General features: G+C 52.1%; 22 protein-coding genes. 16 read left to right on the top strand and 6 right to left on the bottom strand.

Going from position 1 to position 17,671, the window contains the following annotated elements; translation table 11 throughout:
- The first annotated feature begins 92 nt into the window (after positions 1–92).
- From flgA to flgN, 3 genes are all read left to right on the top strand, one after another.
- Entirely contained in the window at positions 93–752 is a 660-nt protein-coding gene (gene flgA, locus J4728_RS01620) for a flagellar basal body P-ring formation chaperone FlgA (protein WP_001194086.1), read from the top strand.
- 91 nt (positions 753–843) lie between these two features.
- Positions 844–1,137: a flagellar biosynthesis anti-sigma factor FlgM gene (gene flgM / locus J4728_RS01615; protein WP_000020893.1), complete on the top strand. Its 294-nt coding sequence runs from the start codon at positions 844–846 to the stop codon at positions 1,135–1,137.
- A 4-nt stretch (positions 1,138–1,141) separates the two neighbouring features.
- Entirely contained in the window at positions 1,142–1,564 is a 423-nt protein-coding gene (flgN, locus tag J4728_RS01610; protein WP_000197547.1) for a flagella biosynthesis chaperone FlgN, read from the top strand.
- Positions 1,565–1,645: 81 nt separating this feature from the next.
- Here the strand turns inward: flgN and murJ are convergent, their stop codons facing one another.
- From murJ to rimJ, 4 genes are all read right to left on the bottom strand, one after another.
- Positions 1,646–3,181 (bottom strand): murein biosynthesis integral membrane protein MurJ, encoded by a 1,536-nt coding sequence (murJ, locus tag J4728_RS01605; RefSeq protein WP_023207968.1) that lies wholly within the window; start codon positions 3,179–3,181, stop codon positions 1,646–1,648.
- Between the two features lie 303 nt (positions 3,182–3,484).
- On the bottom strand, positions 3,485–4,408 hold the full coding sequence (locus J4728_RS01600; protein WP_001259729.1) for a Gfo/Idh/MocA family protein: 924 nt from the start codon (positions 4,406–4,408) through the stop codon (positions 3,485–3,487).
- A gap of 1 nt (position 4,409) precedes the next feature.
- Positions 4,410–5,057, bottom strand: coding sequence for a YceH family protein (locus J4728_RS01595; RefSeq protein ID WP_000873048.1), 648 nt, complete (start codon positions 5,055–5,057; stop codon positions 4,410–4,412).
- 35 nt (positions 5,058–5,092) lie between these two features.
- The gene (gene rimJ, locus J4728_RS01590) at positions 5,093–5,677 is read right to left on the bottom strand and encodes a ribosomal protein S5-alanine N-acetyltransferase (protein WP_000468204.1); all 585 of its coding nucleotides are present in this window, start codon (positions 5,675–5,677) and stop codon (positions 5,093–5,095) included.
- A 236-nt stretch (positions 5,678–5,913) separates the two neighbouring features.
- On the opposite strand from rimJ, the gene mdtH reads away from it, so the two are divergent.
- From mdtH to J4728_RS01540, 10 genes are all read left to right on the top strand, one after another.
- On the top strand, positions 5,914–7,122 hold the full coding sequence (mdtH, locus tag J4728_RS01585; RefSeq protein ID WP_000092178.1) for a multidrug efflux MFS transporter MdtH: 1,209 nt from the start codon (positions 5,914–5,916) through the stop codon (positions 7,120–7,122).
- Positions 7,123–7,185: 63 nt separating this feature from the next.
- Positions 7,186–7,833, top strand: coding sequence for a glutaredoxin 2 (gene grxB / locus J4728_RS01580; RefSeq protein WP_000780893.1), 648 nt, complete (start codon positions 7,186–7,188; stop codon positions 7,831–7,833).
- Between the two features lie 124 nt (positions 7,834–7,957).
- Positions 7,958–8,518 carry a lipoprotein gene (locus J4728_RS01575; RefSeq protein ID WP_000713054.1) on the top strand — a complete coding sequence of 187 codons (561 nt, stop codon included), beginning with the start codon at positions 7,958–7,960 and terminating at the stop codon, positions 8,516–8,518.
- Positions 8,519–8,621: 103 nt separating this feature from the next.
- Positions 8,622–9,668 (top strand): dihydroorotase, encoded by a 1,047-nt coding sequence (pyrC, locus tag J4728_RS01570; protein WP_000126602.1) that lies wholly within the window; start codon positions 8,622–8,624, stop codon positions 9,666–9,668.
- Positions 9,669–9,741: 73 nt separating this feature from the next.
- The gene (gene dinI / locus J4728_RS01565; RefSeq protein ID WP_001217763.1) at positions 9,742–9,987 is read left to right on the top strand and encodes a DNA damage-inducible protein I; all 246 of its coding nucleotides are present in this window, start codon (positions 9,742–9,744) and stop codon (positions 9,985–9,987) included.
- 289 nt (positions 9,988–10,276) lie between these two features.
- On the top strand, positions 10,277–10,531 hold the full coding sequence (bssS, locus tag J4728_RS01560) for a biofilm formation regulator BssS (protein ID WP_000414441.1): 255 nt from the start codon (positions 10,277–10,279) through the stop codon (positions 10,529–10,531).
- Between the two features lie 112 nt (positions 10,532–10,643).
- Positions 10,644–11,762, top strand: coding sequence for an N-methyl-L-tryptophan oxidase (solA, locus tag J4728_RS01555; protein ID WP_208210970.1), 1,119 nt, complete (start codon positions 10,644–10,646; stop codon positions 11,760–11,762).
- 40 nt (positions 11,763–11,802) lie between these two features.
- Positions 11,803–11,916 (top strand): YceO family protein, encoded by a 114-nt coding sequence (locus tag J4728_RS01550; RefSeq protein WP_001253282.1) that lies wholly within the window; start codon positions 11,803–11,805, stop codon positions 11,914–11,916.
- 262 nt (positions 11,917–12,178) lie between these two features.
- Entirely contained in the window at positions 12,179–12,751 is a 573-nt protein-coding gene (locus J4728_RS01545) for a cytochrome b (RefSeq protein ID WP_001159796.1), read from the top strand.
- Positions 12,748–13,323, top strand: coding sequence for a YceI family protein (locus tag J4728_RS01540; protein ID WP_000739886.1), 576 nt, complete (start codon positions 12,748–12,750; stop codon positions 13,321–13,323). Before J4728_RS01545 ends, J4728_RS01540 begins: the two co-directional genes overlap by 4 nt.
- 51 nt (positions 13,324–13,374) lie before the next feature.
- On the opposite strand, the gene J4728_RS01535 is transcribed toward J4728_RS01540, so the two are convergent.
- Positions 13,375–14,427, bottom strand: coding sequence for a rhodanese-related sulfurtransferase (locus tag J4728_RS01535; protein ID WP_001144623.1), 1,053 nt, complete (start codon positions 14,425–14,427; stop codon positions 13,375–13,377).
- Positions 14,428–14,646: 219 nt separating this feature from the next.
- On the opposite strand from J4728_RS01535, the gene J4728_RS01530 reads away from it, so the two are divergent.
- The 3 genes from J4728_RS01530 (at position 14,647) to J4728_RS01520 (ending at position 17,392) form a co-directional block, all read left to right on the top strand.
- Entirely contained in the window at positions 14,647–15,567 is a 921-nt protein-coding gene (locus J4728_RS01530; protein WP_000163973.1) for a Kdo(2)-lipid IV(A) acyltransferase, read from the top strand.
- A 154-nt stretch (positions 15,568–15,721) separates the two neighbouring features.
- The gene (gene mdtG, locus J4728_RS01525) at positions 15,722–16,936 is read left to right on the top strand and encodes a multidrug efflux MFS transporter MdtG (RefSeq protein ID WP_000075053.1); all 1,215 of its coding nucleotides are present in this window, start codon (positions 15,722–15,724) and stop codon (positions 16,934–16,936) included.
- 81 nt (positions 16,937–17,017) lie between these two features.
- A complete protein-coding gene (locus J4728_RS01520; RefSeq protein WP_000180050.1) occupies positions 17,018–17,392 on the top strand; it encodes a MysB family protein in 375 nt (124 codons plus the stop codon).
- Here J4728_RS01520 and J4728_RS01515 read toward each other — a convergent pair whose 3' ends face one another.
- On the bottom strand, positions 17,393–17,620 hold the full coding sequence (locus tag J4728_RS01515) for a YceK/YidQ family lipoprotein (protein WP_001217832.1): 228 nt from the start codon (positions 17,618–17,620) through the stop codon (positions 17,393–17,395).
- Positions 17,621–17,671: the final 51 nt, after the last annotated feature.

Genomic DNA, 17,671 nt, shown 5'->3' with positions numbered 1-17,671 from the left:
GGAATAAACGCAAAATGCGTCGCTATTTATTGCGTTGATGCCTGCTTCACACGGGTAGAATCCTGTCATGACATCAACCAGGGGGAAGTACCATGCAAACGTTAAAACGAGGATTCGCCGTGGCGGCTTTGCTGTTCAGCCCCCTGACAATGGCGCAGGACATCAACGCCCAGCTGACCACGTGGTTTTCCCAGCGTCTGGCTGGCTTCAGCGACGAGGTGGTTGTCACGCTCCGTTCATCGCCCAATCTGCTACCGAGCTGCGAACAGCCAGCCTTCAGCATGACGGGCAGCGCGAAGCTGTGGGGCAACGTCAATGTGGTGGCGCGCTGCGCCAATGAAAAACGTTATTTGCAGGTGAATGTGCAAGCGACCGGCAATTATGTCGCCGTTGCCGCGCCCGTCGCGCGCGGCGGAAAATTGACGCCGGCCAACGTCACGCTAAAACGTGGCAGGCTGGATCAGTTACCGCCGCGGACGGTACTGGATATCCGTCAGATTCAGGATGCCGTCAGTTTGCGCGATCTCGCTCCCGGGCAGCCGGTACAGCTTACGATGATACGTCAGGCCTGGCGCGTCAAAGCGGGTCAACGAGTACAGGTCATCGCCAATGGCGAGGGGTTTAGCGTCAATGCGGAAGGTCAGGCGATGAATAATGCCGCCGTCGCGCAAAATGCGCGCGTACGCATGACATCGGGTCAAATCGTGAGTGGAACCGTCGATTCTGATGGGAATATTCTTATTAACCTATAATTGTGTAAAGATTTTGTCGCGGCTGCCGATGAGATATTCAACCATGATGGTAGCTGGCCGCTACAACGTAACCCTCGATGAGGATAAATAAATGAGCATTGACCGTACCTCACCTTTGAAACCCGTTAGCACTGTCCAGACGCGCGAAACCAGCGACACGCCGGTACAAAAAACGCGTCAGGAAAAAACGTCCGCCGCGACGAGCGCCAGCGTAACGTTAAGCGACGCGCAAGCGAAGCTCATGCAGCCAGGCGTCAGCGACATTAATATGGAACGCGTCGAAGCATTAAAAACGGCTATCCGTAACGGTGAGTTAAAAATGGATACGGGAAAAATAGCAGACTCGCTCATTCGCGAGGCGCAGAGCTACTTACAGAGTAAATAAGCGTATGACTCGTTTGTCAGAAATACTTGACCAGATGACCACCGTCCTGAATGACCTGAAGACGGTGATGGACGCCGAGCAACAACAGCTTTCCGTAGGCCAGATTAACGGCAGCCAGCTACAGCGTATTACAGAAGAAAAAAGCTCGTTGCTGGCGACGCTGGATTATCTGGAACAACAGCGCCGTCTGGAGCAGAATGCGCAGCGTAGCGCAAACGATGACATTGCAGAGCGCTGGCAGGCGATTACCGAAAAAACGCAGCATCTTCGCGACCTCAACCAGCACAACGGCTGGCTGCTGGAAGGGCAAATCGAGCGTAATCAACAGGCGCTGGAGGTGCTGAAACCTCACCAGGAGCCGACCTTGTACGGGGCTGACGGTCAGACTTCCGTCTCTCACCGCGGCGGTAAAAAAATTTCTATCTAATCATTGCCGGATGGCGACGTTGCGCCTTTCCGGCCTGAATGCCTTGTAGGCCTGATAGCACAGCGCTATCAGGCACTGAATTTACGCCGTCCGGCGAACAAACTCTTTCACTTTAAAGCCCAGCACGGCAAGCGCGGCGAAATAGGCCGCGATACCCGCGATCACTACCGCCATCAAACGCAGCAAACGCCATAACATCGCCCCTTGCGACCACTCCGGCATAATATGCAACACGCCGAACAATACGGCGGCCATCACCAGTACGGAAATGATCAGACGCATCAGGAACCACATCCAACCCGGTTGTGGCGTAAAGATATTCTGTTTGCGCAGTTGCCAGTACAGCAGCGACGCATTGAGACATGCCGCCAGACCAATAGAGAGCGACAGCCCGGCGTGTTTCAGCGGTCCAATAAACGCCAGGTTCATTAACTGAGTCATGATTAACGTCACTATGGCGATTTTCACCGGCGTTTTAATATCCTGGCGAGAATAGAAGCCCGGGGCCAACACTTTTACGACGATCAAGCCAATCAGCCCCACCGAATAGGCGATTAACGCCCGCTGCGTCATCGCCGCATCAAAGGCGGTGAATTTACCGTACTGAAACAGCGAGACCGTCAGCGGCTTCGCCAGAATGCCTAACGCTACCGCGCTCGGCAACGCCAGTAAAAAGCACAAACGCAGCCCCCAGTCCATCAGGCGGCAGTACTCATCATGATTGCCGCTGGCAAAGCTTTTCGACAATGACGGCAACAGGATGGTCCCCAACGCCACGCCCAGCACGCCGGACGGGAACTCCATCAACCGATCGGCATAGTACATCCATGAGACCGAGCCGGAGGCCAGAAACGAGGCGAAAATGGTATTGATGATAAGGGAGATCTGACTGACGGAAACGCCCAAAATCGCCGGCCCCATCTGTTTGACCACCCGCATCGCCCCGGTGTCGCGAAAGTTAATGCGCGGCAGCACCAGCATACCGATCTTTTTCAAATACGGAAGTTGATACACCAGTTGCAGCACGCCGCCGACGGTGACTGCCCAGGCTAACGCCAGCACCGGCGGATTAAAGTATGGCGCGGCGAATAATGCAAAACCGATCATGCTGATATTAAGAAATGTCGGCGCAAAAGCGGGAATAGAGAAGCGATTCCAGGTGTTGAGAATGGCGCCAACCAGTGAAGCCAGCGAGATCAGCAGAATATAGGGAAACGTAATCCGCAGCAGTTGCGTCGTCAGCGCGAATTTATCCGCAGTATCGGCAAAACCCGGCGCGGTTACCATAATCACCCACGGGGCGGCCAGCATACCGGCCACCGTCACGACGGCCAATGCCAGCGTCAACAGGCCGGAAACGTAAGCGACAAAGATCCGCGTCGCTTCTTCACCCTGCTTGCTCTTATATTCCGCCAGGATAGGCACAAAGGCCTGAGAAAAAGCGCCTTCGGCAAAGATCCGGCGTAGTAAATTAGGGAGTTTAAACGCCACAAAAAAGGCGTCGGTCGCCATCCCTGCGCCAAAAATTCTGGCGACAATCGCATCACGGGCAAAGCCCAACACGCGTGAAAACATAGTCATCGAGCTGACGGCAGCCAGCGATTTCAATAAATTCATTTCTTTTGTATTCCAGACCCTGGCGTAAAACTCCTGCATGGCTGATCCATCGACCGGATAACGCAACTTCTGCCGTATCCGGCTGTATCACCGCGCCTGACGGCGACGTTAAAACGTCTTATCAGGCCTTACAGACTCCCCACGGTTTGCCATTATTCACTGTGAAAAGAGGTATTGTGTAGAGTGGGCATATATACCCGCCATACTTCGAGCTGCATGTGCGTTAGCTTTTCTGCAACTCGAATTATTGAGGGTATAGTACCTGGATTACGATGAATTACTACCGCCAGATGTTACAGAGGGTTATTCGCTGATGGCGTCCCGCCACAGCGCCTCCACGACGCGCTGGGCCAAAATCGCCTGCTCCCCCGCCGTTTCCGGAACCGTCTGATTTTGTACGCAGTCAATGAAATGCCGCGCGCATCCGACAAAACCACGCTGTTCAAGCGTCGTTTGCCAACTAGGAATGGGTTTGATGAGAATACCCTGCCCGCGCTCTTCGCGCCATTCACGCATATCCGTCACGTCATATAGCCCGCCGTCGGTGACGGCCTGGACCGATTCACGCTGACTTCCGGCGCGCCGGTGCATACTGGTGGTAATTTGTAGTTTGTCGGCGGAAAAATGATGTTCCGCATAGCACATTTCGCCGGACTCGCTGGTGAGCAACGTGCCGCTGGCAAGGCGCGCCTCGCCGCCCGCCAGCCACAGAGCGGTATCCACGACATGCAGATAGTCATCGAGCAAAGTAAAACGTAAGTCGTGCGGCCCGACGCTATCGGTACGATGTTTATCCATACGTAGTGACGCCGCAGTGCCGAGGCGCGTCTTCAGTTCGCGGTACAGCGGCGCGAAACGGCGATTAAAGCCAACCATCAGCGTCAATTTTTTTTGCGCCGCCAGCGCCACCAGCCGTTCGGCATCACGTAGATTTTCCGCCAGCGGTTTATCCACGCAAACATGGACGCCGGCATTGAGAAGTTCGCTGACCACGGCATAATGGCTTGCGGTACTGGAGTGGACGAAGACCGCATCGCAGCCGGACGCTAAATTCGCCAGCGAATCCACATACGGTATGCGCCAGCTTTCGCAGATACGTAAGGCTTTATCCCGCGAAGGAGACCAGGCGCCCTGTAACGTCCATCCGGCGGTGTTGGTTAATACCGGCAGCCAGGCCTTCTGCGCAATACCGCCTAATCCGACAATGCCAATCCGTAATGTTCTCACATTACTCCCCCAGGTGAGCTAACAAAGAATCCAGCCGCTGCTTTAACTCCGCCACTTCGCTTTCCAGCGCTTCGACGCGCGACTGAAGATCGCCCGACGCACTTTCCGGCGCAGACGTCTGGAGAGACAGTTCATCGACGTCGCCGCAAAAAAGGTGCATATAACGGCTTTCGCGCTTACCCGGTTCACGCGCCAGACGGACGACATACGGGCCGTCCTCACGACTGGCAAGCCGTTCCAGCGTGGATTCAACTTCCGTCATATCGCTGAATTCATGCATCCGCGACGCCCGGCTACGCAACTCGCCGGGCGTTTGCGCGCCGCGCAGCAGCAGCGTAGTGACGAGCGCCACTTCCGCCGCGCTAAGTTTCAGATCGCCAAATTCGGAATTACAGAAGCGCTGTTCATATTTGGTGACGCGGTTGCCAAACCCGCTGACCGTACGCAAAAAGTGGCGTTTCACCAGGTTATCGAGCTGTTCCTGCACCTCTTGTTCCGTCAGGTTCATCACCGGTTCACGGTTGGTTTTCTGATTACAGGCTGTCACCACCCCGTTGACGGAAAGCGGATACTGTTCCGGCGTTGTCACCTGCTTTTCCAGCAGACAACCAATCACTCGCGCTTCAGTGGCGGTTAATTCATATTTCATCGTTTTCTCCCTTTGCCTCTCATTCCGTAAGCCGCTCAACGCCCCGGCGTCCATAACGGCGTGGTTAACGCCGTCAGGACATGGTCGCGCCATTGTCCATCAATCAACAGATAATCTTTCGCATAGCCTTCTTTTTCAAAGCCAAGCCGCGCCAGCAACGCGCCGCTACGTTTGTTGTGCGGCATATAGTTCGCCATGATACGGTGGATATGCTGAGTGCGCTGCATATAGCGAATCGCAGCGGTTAAGGCTTCAAACATCAGCCCTTGCCCCTGCCACTTTTGCGCAATGGAATAGCCCAGATAACAGGCATGAAAAGAACCGCGCACCACATTGGAAAAATTCGCCACGCCGATAATTTCTTTTTCTTCCGGATCAAGTAGCGCGAAATAGAAGGCGGAGCCCTGTTTGTGAAATTCACCGATCATTCCCAGACGCGCCTGCCATCCTGAAGGATAACAATGACTTTCATCACGGACCGGTTCCCAGGGTTTTAAAAAATGACGATTTTCCGCGTAATAATCGGCCAGACGCCAGGCATCACGCTCATGCACTAAACGTACCACCAGACGATCGGTGGTTAAGCGCACTTTTGGCACGTTACTACGATAGCCAAACATTCTATACCTACTCCTTCCTGTAACGTCTTCAGCACGCCAGTAACATTACTATACCTGCGCAACCAGGCTCTGTGAAAAGCGCAAATCGTCATTTTTTGAATTGCTGCCACATTTTGATGAAAACTCTCGATTAAAAAGGACTTTTGATAAAAAAATATTGTCCCGCTAACGGTAGGAAAAAACGAAACGCCGCCGCAGAATAGAAGACGCTCATCTTTTATTTCCCGGGAGGGGAAATGTCGCGCGTCTCGCAGGCGAGGAACCTGGGTAAATATTTTCTTCTCATCGATAACATGTTAGTGGTGCTGGGTTTTTTCGTCGTCTTCCCGCTCATCTCTATTCGCTTTGTCGATCAAATGGGGTGGGCTGCCGTAATGGTAGGGATCGCGCTCGGCCTGCGCCAGTTTATTCAACAAGGTCTGGGCATTTTTGGCGGCGCCATCGCCGATCGCTTTGGCGCGAAACCGATGATTGTCACCGGTATGCTGATGCGCGCCGCAGGCTTTGCCACCATGGGTATCGCGCATGAGCCCTGGCTCTTGTGGTTTTCCTGCTTTCTTTCCGGTCTCGGCGGTACGCTTTTTGACCCGCCGCGTTCAGCGCTGGTGGTCAAATTAATTCGTCCGGAGCAACGGGGCCGCTTCTTCTCTCTGTTGATGATGCAGGACAGCGCGGGCGCGGTGATTGGCGCGCTGCTGGGAAGCTGGTTGCTACAATACGATTTTCGCCTGGTCTGCGCGACAGGCGCTATTTTGTTCATATTATGCGCCCTTTTCAACGCATGGCTGCTTCCGGCCTGGAAGCTATCAACGGTCAGAACGCCGGTGCGTGAAGGAATGCGCCGCGTCATGAGCGATAAAAGGTTTGTCACCTACGTGCTGACGCTGGCGGGCTACTATATGCTGGCGGTACAGGTCATGTTAATGCTGCCGATTATGGTAAACGATATCGCCGGTTCGCCTGCTGCCGTGAAATGGATGTACGCTATTGAGGCGTGTCTCTCGCTGACGTTGCTCTACCCGATTGCCCGCTGGAGCGAAAAGCGTTTTCGGCTGGAGCATCGGCTGATGGCCGGTTTGCTCGTCATGTCGCTGAGCATGCTCCCCATCGGGATGGTGGGCAATTTACAGCAGCTTTTTACGCTTATTTGCGCTTTCTACATCGGCTCGGTTATCGCCGAACCGGCGCGCGAAACGCTCAGCGCGTCGCTCGCGGACGCGAGGGCGCGGGGAAGCTATATGGGCTTTAGCCGTCTGGGATTAGCCATTGGCGGCGCGATTGGTTATATCGGCGGCGGCTGGTTGTTTGATATGGGTAAAGCGCTTGCGCAGCCTGAACTACCGTGGATGATGCTCGGTATTATCGGTTTCATCACCTTTTTGGCTTTAGGCTGGCAATTTAGTCATAAACGCACGCCGCGCCGGATGCTGGAACCCGGCGCCTGATTTGATACCTGTCGCTATCTCCTCCATACTGGTCAGATACCGACAGTCAAATGGAGGAGAAACGTGAAGCTTTATATTTACGATCATTGCCCTTTCTGCGTTAAAGCCCGCATGATTTTCGGCCTGAAGAACATCCCCGTTGAACTTAACGTGTTACAAAATGACGACGAGGCGACACCCACCCGGATGATTGGTCAAAAGATGGTGCCCATCCTGCAAAAAGATGATAGTCGCTACCTTCCTGAAAGTATGGATATTGTACATTATGTCGACAACCTCGACGGCAAACCACTGTTAACCGGGAAACGCAATCCAGCCATTGAAGAGTGGTTGCGCAAAGTTAACGGTTACGTTAATCAGCTACTGCTGCCGCGATTTGCAAAATCCGCTTTCGATGAATTTTCTACCCCTGCGGCGCGCCAGTATTTTATCCGCAAAAAAGAAGCCTCATCTGGCAGTTTTGACAACCATCTTGCGCACTCTGCCGGACTGATTAAAAAGATCGGCGATGATTTACGTTTGCTGGATAAACTCATCGTACAGCCTAACGCCGTTAACGGCGAATTATCGGAAGATGATATTCATCTGTTTCCGCTTCTGCGTAATCTGACGCTGGTCGCCGGTATCCACTGGCCGACAAAAGTCGCGGACTATCGCGATAATATGGCGAAGCAGACGCAAATTAATTTACTCTCCTCAATGGCTATCTAACGCCCGCCAGGCGGCAACCCTTTCTTGCCGCCTTTTTCAGCTTTTTCTAGTGACGCCATGTCCGCTGGCGCGACATGCTGCTTTGTGTCAAGATTAGGGCACAGGCAACATGCTAAGGAACGCCATGAAAAAGTTTTTTTTTGCCGCTGCGCTGGTAGTTAGCGGCCTGTTAGTGGGTTGTAATCAACTTACGCAATACACCATTAGCGAACAAGAAATCAATCAAGCGCTTGAAAAACGGAATAATTTCTCAAAAGATATTGGTCTGCCCGGCATTGCCGACGCGCATATCGTATTGACTAACCTTGCCAGCCAGATTGGTCGGGAAGAGCCTAATAAAGTCACCCTTACTGGCGATGCCAGGCTGGATATGAATTCCCTGTTTGGCAGTCAAAAAGCGACGATGAAACTCAAGCTAAAAGCCCTGCCGGTCTTTGATAAAGAAAAAGGCGCCATCTATCTTCAGGAGATGGAAGTAGTAGACGCCACCGTGACGCCGGAGAAAATGCAATCGGTGCTACAAACGCTCCTGCCCTATTTAAATCAGTCTTTACGTAGCTACTTTAACCAGCGGCCAGCTTACGTGTTGCGTGAGGACAGTAGTAAAGGCGAAGCGTTAGCGAAGAAACTCGCGAAAGGCATTGAAGTTAAACCTGGTGAAATCGTTATTCCTTTCACCAATTGATTTCGGAGGGCGCGCTCGCGCCCTTTTTTTACGTGCAAACGAAAACGTTTCCGCTTATCCTTTGTTTCCGGCAAAAAGACTATTCCTCAGCCGGAGCTTATTAATGACTGCACCATCCCAGGTTTTAAAGATCCGCCGCCCGGACGACTGGCACGTTCACCTTCGCGATGGCGACATGTTAAAAACGGTCGTACCCTATACCAGCGAAATTTATGGTCGCGCTATCGTGATGCCGAACCTGGCGTCCCCCATCACGACCGTTGATGCAGCGATCGCCTACCGCCAGCGTATTCTCGATGCGGTGCCCGCCGGGCATGATTTCACGCCGTTAATGACCTGCTATTTAACGGATTCGCTCGATGCCGATGAACTGGAGCGTGGTTTCCATGAAGGCGTATTTACTGCGGCTAAGCTTTACCCGGCCAATGCCACCACTAACTCCAGTCATGGCGTAACGTCAGTCGACGCTATCATGCCGGTACTGGAGCGGATGGAAAAACTCGGAATGCCATTGCTGGTCCACGGTGAGGTGACCCATGCGGAGGTTGATATCTTCGATCGCGAAGCGCGTTTTATCGACACCGTAATGGAACCGCTACGCCAGCGTCTGACCGCGCTTAAAGTGGTCTTTGAGCACATCACGACCAAAGATGCCGCGCAGTATGTACGTGACGGCAACGACTACCTGGCGGCTACCATTACGCCTCAACATTTAATGTTTAACCGTAATGATATGCTGGTCGGCGGCATTCGTCCTCACCTGTACTGTCTGCCGATTCTGAAACGCAATATTCACCAGCAGGCGTTACGCGAACTGGTTGCCAGTGGTTTTACGCGCGCCTTCCTGGGGACGGATTCAGCGCCGCATTCACGTCATCGTAAAGAGACTAGTTGCGGCTGCGCTGGTTGTTTCAACGCCCCCTCCGCCCTTGGCAGTTATGCCGCCGTGTTTGAGGAAATGAACGCGCTGGCGCACTTTGAAGCGTTCTGTTCACTGAATGGCCCGCAATTCTATGGCCTGCCGGTGAATGCGGGGTGGGTGGAACTGGTTCGCGATGAACAACAGGTACCGGAAAATATCGCGCTGGCTGATGATTCGCTGGTGCCTTTTTTAGCGGGTGAAACAGTACGCTGGTCAGTAAAAAAATAAAAAATGCGCTTACCTGTTGCTATATATTAGATTTAACTGTATATATATCCAGTATATTCAACAGGGGGCCATTATGCGTATTGAAGTCACTATAGCCAAAACGTCACCTCTGCCTGCCGGTGCGATTGATGCGCTGGCGGGCGAACTCTCCCGTCGTATTAGCCATCATTTTCCTGAGAACTTGGGTAACGTCACCGTGCGTTACGCTACCGCCAACAACTTGTCCGTCATTGGCGCATCAAAAGAGGACAAAGAACGCATTAGCGAGATTCTCCAGGAGACCTGGGAGAGCGCTGATGACTGGTTCATCAATGAATAAAAAATGATATGCAGTGATGTATGTTTGCCGGGTCGCCCCGGCTTTTTTATTTGCGCAACTGATGAATATTTCGCCTGACCGTCAAAATAATTGCACAACATCCTAAAAAAATATGAATGAACTGCCGCTTTATTGTTCATATAATTCTTAAAAAGAGAAATTTATCCTCCGGTCTCTTTAAAAACGCAGTGAATAGCCTTATTAATTGGTATACTGAAGTTGCTTCAGAAGAAAAACACGCATTGAACCTCGAGAACCGTTGTCTTATAACACGTACCAGGGGGGCATGATGGAAAAGAATAATGAAGTCATTCAGACCCATCCGCTTGTAGGATGGGACATCAGCACCGTCGATAGCTATGATGCGCTGATGCTGCGTTTACACTACCAGACCCCAAATCGTCCGGAACCGGAAGGGACTGAAGTTGGTCAAACGCTCTGGTTAACGACAGATGTAGCCAGGCAATTTATTTCAATATTAGAAGCCGGCATCGCCAAAATAGAATCAGGTGATTACCAGGAAAACGAGTATCGTCGCCATTAGCGTGACGCGCTCCCCCTCTCTCAGGCACCGTAAGGTGCCTCACTTATTTCTGGCTTGTATATCTCAGCGCAGTTATTTACCCTGAAATCATCGCGATAGCAGAGAGAAGCTGATGAAATACGACCTTATTATTATCGGCAGCGGTTCGGTTGGCGCCGCCGCTGGTTATTACGCCACCCGCGCCGGGCTAAAGGTCCTGATGACCGATGCGCATATACCGCCTCATCAACAGGGCAGCCACCACGGCGATACCCGTCTTATCCGCCACGCTTATGGTGAAGGCGAAAAATATGTCCCGCTGGTGCTTCGCGCCCAGACGCTTTGGGATGAACTCTCCACACACAATGAAAAGCCTATTTTTGTCCGCTCCGGCGTCGTCAACCTCGGCCCGGCCGATTCCGCTTTCTTAGCCAACGTCGCACGAAGCGCGCAACAGTGGCAATTGAACGTCGAGCGCCTGGACGCGACGGCCCTCATGACGCGCTGGCCGGAAATTCGCGTGCCCGATAATTATATCGGGCTGTTTGAAGCTGACTCCGGTTTCCTGCGCAGCGAATTAGCCATTACCACATGGCTTCGTCTGGCCCGAGAAGCAGGCTGCGCACAGCTATTCAACAGCCCGGTAAGCCATATTCACCATGATGATAACGGTGTGACGATAGAGACGAGTGAAGGCAGCTACCACGCCAGCAAGGCGCTGATTAGCGCGGGCACCTGGGTCAAAGCGCTGGTACCGGAGCTGCCCGTTCAGCCCGTACGTAAAGTTTTTGCCTGGTTTAAGGCGGATGGACGTTACAGCACTAAAAACCGCTTTCCGGCCTTTACCGGCGAAATGCCCAACGGCGATCAATATTACGGCTTCCCGGCGGAGAACGACGAGTTAAAAATCGGCAAACACAATGGCGGACAGCGAATACAGGCTCAGGAAGAGCGCAAGCCCTTTGCCGCCGTTGCCAGCGATGGCGCGGAAGCATTTCCTTTCCTGCGTAACGTACTGCCGGGTATCGGCGGTTGTTTACATGGGGCGGCATGTACCTATGATAATTCGCCGGACGAGGATTTTATTATCGATACGCTGCCTGGCCATGAGAATACGCTTGTCATCACTGGACTCAGCGGACATGGTTTTAAATTCGCCCCGGTGTTAGGAGAAATCGCTGCAGATTTTGCGTTGGGAAAAACGCCCTCCTTTGATCTGACGCCGTTCCGGCTGTCCCATTTTAGCCAATAATTTGTCGGCCCCGTAAAGGGGCTGTTTATTAAGGTAAGCTATGCGTCGTCTCTTTCATTTTCTGATGAATAATATTCGCGAACATTTCATGCTTTACGTTATTCTTTGGTCGCTGCTGGCGGTGATGGATATTGTTTATCTCCTTTTCTTCTGATTGCTTTTCATTGACGTTAACTGACACTTCCTGAAAGTTCCTCACTTTTTATTTCATAATGTTGAAGCACGGCAATAATGCCAACTCCTGCCGTTGTGCGGTTATCAGGGGGAAATATCTCGAAACTTCTGAAGCTGAACCGCAAACAACATCAAAATTATTGAAATAAAAATAAATATCATTCAAATTCTTATTTATAAGTTGCATTCGGCGCTTTTCCACGCCATTTTCATTCTCTCGTGAAATATTCATTGGTGTGTTTATGCAATTTAAAAATACTCCACAACGTTATGGCGTAGTTTCCGCCGCGCTCCACTGGCTGACCGCCCTGGTGGTCTATGGCATGTTTGCGTTGGGTTTATGGATGGTCACGCTCAGTTATTACGACGGCTGGTATCACCAGGCGCCGGAATTACATAAAAGTATTGGCATGTTACTGATGATGGCGCTGATCGTGCGTATTATCTGGCGGCTTTATTCGCCGCCGCCCGTTGCGTTGACCAGCTATTCCCGTTTAACGCGCATTGGCGCCGCCGCAGGTCATCTCCTCCTTTATCTCCTGCTCTTTGCGATAATCATTAGCGGCTACCTGATTTCCACCGCCGACGGTAAACCGATTAGCGTCTTTGGCTGGTTTGAGATTCCGGCCACGCTTACGGACGCGGGCGCGCAGGCTGACATCGCCGGAACACTGCATCTGTGGTTTGCCTGGTCGCTGGTCATTATCTCGCTCTCGCATGGGGTTATGGCGCTAAAACACCATTTCATCGATAAAGACGACACTCTGAAACGTATGACAGGAATGTCGTCATCTGACTATGGAGCTCAAAAATGAAAAAAAACCTGCTGGGATTCACCCTCGCATCCTTGTTATTCACGACCGGTTCCGCCGTGGCGGCGGAGTATAAAATTGATAAAGAAGGCCAACATGCGTTCGTCAATTTCCGCATCCAGCATCTGGGCTACAGCTGGCTATACGGCACCTTTAAAGATTTCGACGGCACGTTCACTTTTGACGAAAAAAATCCGTCGGCAGACAAAGTGAACGTGACCATTAACACCAATAGCGTCGACACTAACCATGCCGAACGTGACAAACACCTGCGTAGCGCGGAATTTCTTAATGTTGCGAAATTCCCTCAGGCAACCTTCACCTCTACCAGCGTGAAAAAAGAGGGCGATGAACTGGATATTACCGGCAATCTGACGCTCAATGGCGTGACTAAACCGGTGACGCTGGAAGCGAAGCTGATGGGCCAGGGCGACGATCCGTGGGGCGGTAAGCGCGCGGGCTTTGAGGCCGAAGGAAAAATTAAGCTGAAGGATTTCAATATAACTACCGATCTCGGCCCGGCCTCACAAGAGGTTGAGCTTATCATCTCAGTAGAAGGCGTTCAGCAGAAGTAACGCCTGGCGAAATGCCGGATAGCGGCCTTTACGCCGCTATCCGGAAAAATATTACTCAGCCGGATCGGGAATGCTCAGTTTGCTATTAAGCCGACCACGCGATTTATTAAAAATTTTGTTGCCGTTCTCACGACCCGCGCGACGTCGGCGCTGTTCTTCCTCCGGCAAGGCCAACTCTTCACAGCATTGTTCACTACAGCAGCCGTTAAATTTACTGGCGCACTGCGGACACTGGATAAACAGCAGATGGCAACCGTCATTTTTGCAGTTGGTATGGCTATCGCAGGGCGCGCCGCACTGATGGCAATGCGCGATAACCTCATCCGAGATTCGTTCGCCCATTCGCTCATCAAATACAAAGTTTTTGCCGATAAAGCGAACGGGAAGCCCCTGCTCGCGCGCGCGACGGGCGTACTCAATGATGCCACCCTCAATATGCCAGACTTTATTGAAACCGTTGTGTTTCATCCAGGCGCTGGCTTTCTCACAACGAATACCGCCGGTACAGTACATCACTATCTTTTTATCTGCATGTTCCCGCAGCATTTCAACCGCTTTTGGCAACTGTTCACGAAACGTATCCGCCGGGATTTCCAGAGCATTTTCGAAATGGCCGACTTCATACTCATAGTGGTTGCGCATATCAATAAAGACCGCGTCAGGATCGTCCAGCATCGCATTCACATCTGCCGCCTTCAGATAATCGCCGACATTACTGGCGTCAAAACTCGGATCGTCAATACCGTCAGCGACGATACGGTCGCGAACTTTCATACGCAGCACCCAAAATGACTTTCCGTCATCCTCCAGCGCGATATTTAAACGCAGCCCGTCCAGCGCGGGATCGAACGTATAAAGCTGTTGACGAAACGTCTCGAGCTTGCTTTGCGGCACGCTGATTTGCGCATTGATGCCTTCATGTGCCAGGTAAACGCGACCAAAAACGTCCAACGCCGTAAACACCTGATACAACGCGTCCCGCGTCTGTTGCGGCGAGGCGATTGTGAAATATTTATAAAAAGAAATTGTCGTACGCGGCTCGCTTTCCGCCAGCATTTTGGCTTTCAGCTCGTCATTAGAGATGCGGTTGTGTAACACTGGCATGGTGTACGTATCCTGCAATCAGCAAAAAATAAAGTGGGCAGGCATGATAAGGCAAGTCTCGCCAATTTACATCCACACATTTTGCGCTACATTTCCTGCTTTACACTAAATAATTAACAACAATTGTCGATTTAATCGCCACTCTCCTGCTACATATTTTTGCTCAACGCAAAAAGATGCGAGAATACGGGGAATTGTTCGTTGAAAGACAGGATAGAAATGACGAAGTTGCCTAAGTTCTCCGTGGCCTTACTGCACCCGCGCTATTGGTTAACCTGGTTGGGTATAGGCGCGCTTTGGTTGGTCGTGCAACTCCCCTACCCGGTCATCTATAAGTTGGGTTGCGCATTGGGCCACCTGGCGCGACGCGTAATGAAACGCCGCGCGAAAATCGCCTATCGCAACCTTGAATTATGCTTTCCGGAAATGAGCGCGCAGGAACGCCACACCATGGTGGTCAAAAACTTTGAATCCGTCGGTATGGGCGTGATGGAAACCGGCATGGCCTGGTTCTGGCCCGATCGGCGAGTGAACCGCTGGATGGAAGCGAGCGGTCTGGAGCATATCCGTGAAGTTAAAGCGCAGGGGCTGGGGTTCATTCTGGTAGGAATACATTTCCTTACCCTTGAGTTTGGCGCCCGCATGTTTGGTATGCATAACCCAGGGATCGGAGTTTATCGCCCGAATGATAATCCGTTGCTCGACTGGTTACAGACCTGGGGACGCTTACGCTCCAATAAATCGATGTTGGATCGCAAAGATCTGAAAGGCATGGTTAAGGCATTGAAAAGCGGCGAATTGATCTGGTATGCGCCGGATCACGATTATGGCCCGCGCGCCAGCGTTTTTGTACCATTATTCGCCGTCGACCAGGCCGCTACGACCTCCGGTACCTGGATGCTCGCGCGCATGTCTAAAGCCTGTATTATCCCCTTCGTTCCTCGCCGTAAACCCGATGGGAAAGGCTACGAACTGATCATTCTTCCTGCGGAATATTCGCCTCCGCTGGAGAGCGCAGAAGCGACTGCCGCATGGATGAATAAGATTGTTGAGCAGTGCATTATGATGGCGCCAGAGCAGTATATGTGGCTGCATCGCCGCTTTAAAACTCGCCCTGAAGGCGTACCGTCGCGCTATTGACAGGATTGCAGCCGTCAGGCTGCAATTTTTCCCCTCTTTTAGCTTTAAAAGCTCCCCACATTGCGAGGCTGGTAAGGTCGGCGCATAATTATAATTAGTACGCTCATAATTAAATTGATGATAGCGCAAACCGCGCATCATACTGTGGAACGCTATGTCACCCTCTGATGTCCCCATAAACTGGAAACGCAATCTAACCGTTACCTGGCTGGGCTGTTTTTTAACCGGCGCGGCATTCAGCCTGGTCATGCCTTTTCTCCCTCTCTACGTTGAGCAACTCGGCGTAACAGGCCATAGCGCACTCAACATGTGGTCCGGGCTGGTCTTTAGTATTACGTTCCTCTTTTCAGCTATCGCGTCCCCTTTTTGGGGCGGTCTGGCGGATCGTAAAGGGCGTAAGATCATGCTGTTGCGTTCCGCTCTCGGCATGGCCATTGTGATGCTGTTAATGGGCATGGCGCAAAATATCTGGCAATTTCTGATCCTCCGCGCGTTATTAGGCCTGCTGGGCGGATTTATTCCCAACGCCAATGCGCTCATCGCCACTCAGGTGCCGCGCCACAAAAGCGGCTGGGCGTTAGGGACGCTCTCTACTGGCGGCGTCAGCGGCGCTCTGCTTGGCCCACTTGCGGGCGGTCTGCTCGCCGACCATTACGGCCTTCGTCCGGTCTTTTTTATTACCGCCAGCGTTTTGTTTATCTGTTTTCTGCTCACCTTCTTTTTCATTCGCGAGAATTTCCTGCCGGTGAGCAAAAAAGAGATGCTTCACGTTCGGGAAGTGGTCGCCTCGTTAAAAAATCCCCGCCTGGTATTAAGCCTGTTTGTCACCACGCTGATTATTCAGGTGGCGACGGGGTCTATTGCGCCCATCCTGACGCTCTATGTGCGCGAACTGGCGGGAAATGTCAGTAATATTGCGTTCATTAGCGGGATGATAGCGTCCGTTCCCGGCGTGGCGGCATTACTTAGCGCCCCCCGGCTCGGCAAGCTTGGCGACAGAATTGGCCCGGAAAAGATTCTTATCGTCGCGCTGATTATTTCCGTACTGCTGCTGATTCCAATGTCTTTTGTGCAAACGCCGTGGCAGCTCGCGCTATTGCGGTTTCTGCTTGGCGCGGCGGATGGCGCGCTGCTGCCAGCCGTTCAAACTCTGCTGGTTTACAACTCTACCAACCAGATAGCCGGGCGCATATTCAGTTACAACCAATCTTTCCGCGATATCGGCAACGTCACCGGCCCTCTCATGGGCGCCGCAATTTCCGCGAGCTATGGCTTCCGCGCCGTATTCTGCGTCACGGCAGGCGTGGTGTTGTTCAATGCTATCTATTCATGGAACAGCTTACGACGGCGCAGACTGGCAATAGAATAATTTTTGCGCTTTCATACTTGCAATATTACAGAATCAGCTATTCTTTCCCTAAATACCTCATCAAATCAAAGGGAGACACTGATGACCATGTATGCCACGCTGGAAGAAGCTATCGATGCAGCCCGGGAAGAATTTCTGGCTGACCATCCAGGCCTCGAACAAGACGAAGCGAATGTGCAGCAGTTCAACGTTCAGAAATATGTACTGCAGGATGGGGACATCATGTGGCAGGTCGAATTTTTCGCCGATGAAGGTGAAGATGGCGAATGTCTGCCGATGCTGAGTGGTGAAGCCGCGCAGAGCGTGTTTGACGGCGATTATGATGAGATAGAGATCCGCCAGGAATGGCAGGAAGAGAATACTTTGCATGAATGGGATGAAGGGGAATTCCAGCTTGAACCCCCGCTTGATACCGAGGAAGGCCGTACTGCGGCAGACGAATGGGATGAGCGTTAATTACTCATAAGGCCCGTGGTGAATATCGAGCGGCAGTAGCAGTGTATCGAAGATCAGTGAGAAGGGCAGATCGAGGATAGTGATATAGCGCCATGCGGAATCACGCATATCCCACTGCACGCCAGGGTAATACTGGTTGCCGTGTCCTTGTCCGGGGATCGTTCTGCTGATAATACTGCCGCAGCCGCTCAGGGTAATTACCATTATGCTCACCGCGAATATACGCACCTGATACCTCATTTCACTATAAAAATACCGGCATCACGCCGGTATTTTTCA

This window comes from Salmonella sp. 32070601201500089SM (assembly GCF_017573605.1).
In the GTDB taxonomy this organism is placed as follows: domain Bacteria; phylum Pseudomonadota; class Gammaproteobacteria; order Enterobacterales; family Enterobacteriaceae; genus Salmonella; species Salmonella enterica.
The sequence above is the reverse complement of the archived record's forward strand: the minus strand, read 5'-3'. Positions and strand labels throughout refer to the sequence as shown.

Coding starts and splice junctions, on each gene's coding strand:
- flgA (WP_001194086.1), top strand. CDS start 93: ATGCAAACGTTAAAACGAGGATTCGCCGTGGCGGCTTTGCTGTTCAGC.
- flgM (WP_000020893.1), top strand. CDS start 844: ATGAGCATTGACCGTACCTCACCTTTGAAACCCGTTAGCACTGTCCAG.
- flgN (WP_000197547.1), top strand. CDS start 1,142: ATGACTCGTTTGTCAGAAATACTTGACCAGATGACCACCGTCCTGAAT.
- murJ (WP_023207968.1), bottom strand. CDS start 3,181: ATGAATTTATTGAAATCGCTGGCTGCCGTCAGCTCGATGACTATGTTT.
- J4728_RS01595 (WP_000873048.1), bottom strand. CDS start 5,057: ATGAAATATGAATTAACCGCCACTGAAGCGCGAGTGATTGGTTGTCTG.
- rimJ (WP_000468204.1), bottom strand. CDS start 5,677: ATGTTTGGCTATCGTAGTAACGTGCCAAAAGTGCGCTTAACCACCGAT.
- mdtH (WP_000092178.1), top strand. CDS start 5,914: ATGTCGCGCGTCTCGCAGGCGAGGAACCTGGGTAAATATTTTCTTCTC.
- J4728_RS01575 (WP_000713054.1), top strand. CDS start 7,958: ATGAAAAAGTTTTTTTTTGCCGCTGCGCTGGTAGTTAGCGGCCTGTTA.
- pyrC (WP_000126602.1), top strand. CDS start 8,622: ATGACTGCACCATCCCAGGTTTTAAAGATCCGCCGCCCGGACGACTGG.
- dinI (WP_001217763.1), top strand. CDS start 9,742: ATGCGTATTGAAGTCACTATAGCCAAAACGTCACCTCTGCCTGCCGGT.
- bssS (WP_000414441.1), top strand. CDS start 10,277: ATGGAAAAGAATAATGAAGTCATTCAGACCCATCCGCTTGTAGGATGG.
- solA (WP_208210970.1), top strand. CDS start 10,644: ATGAAATACGACCTTATTATTATCGGCAGCGGTTCGGTTGGCGCCGCC.
- J4728_RS01550 (WP_001253282.1), top strand. CDS start 11,803: ATGCGTCGTCTCTTTCATTTTCTGATGAATAATATTCGCGAACATTTC.
- J4728_RS01545 (WP_001159796.1), top strand. CDS start 12,179: ATGCAATTTAAAAATACTCCACAACGTTATGGCGTAGTTTCCGCCGCG.
- J4728_RS01540 (WP_000739886.1), top strand. CDS start 12,748: ATGAAAAAAAACCTGCTGGGATTCACCCTCGCATCCTTGTTATTCACG.
- J4728_RS01535 (WP_001144623.1), bottom strand. CDS start 14,427: ATGCCAGTGTTACACAACCGCATCTCTAATGACGAGCTGAAAGCCAAA.
- J4728_RS01530 (WP_000163973.1), top strand. CDS start 14,647: ATGACGAAGTTGCCTAAGTTCTCCGTGGCCTTACTGCACCCGCGCTAT.
- mdtG (WP_000075053.1), top strand. CDS start 15,722: ATGTCACCCTCTGATGTCCCCATAAACTGGAAACGCAATCTAACCGTT.
- J4728_RS01520 (WP_000180050.1), top strand. CDS start 17,018: ATGACCATGTATGCCACGCTGGAAGAAGCTATCGATGCAGCCCGGGAA.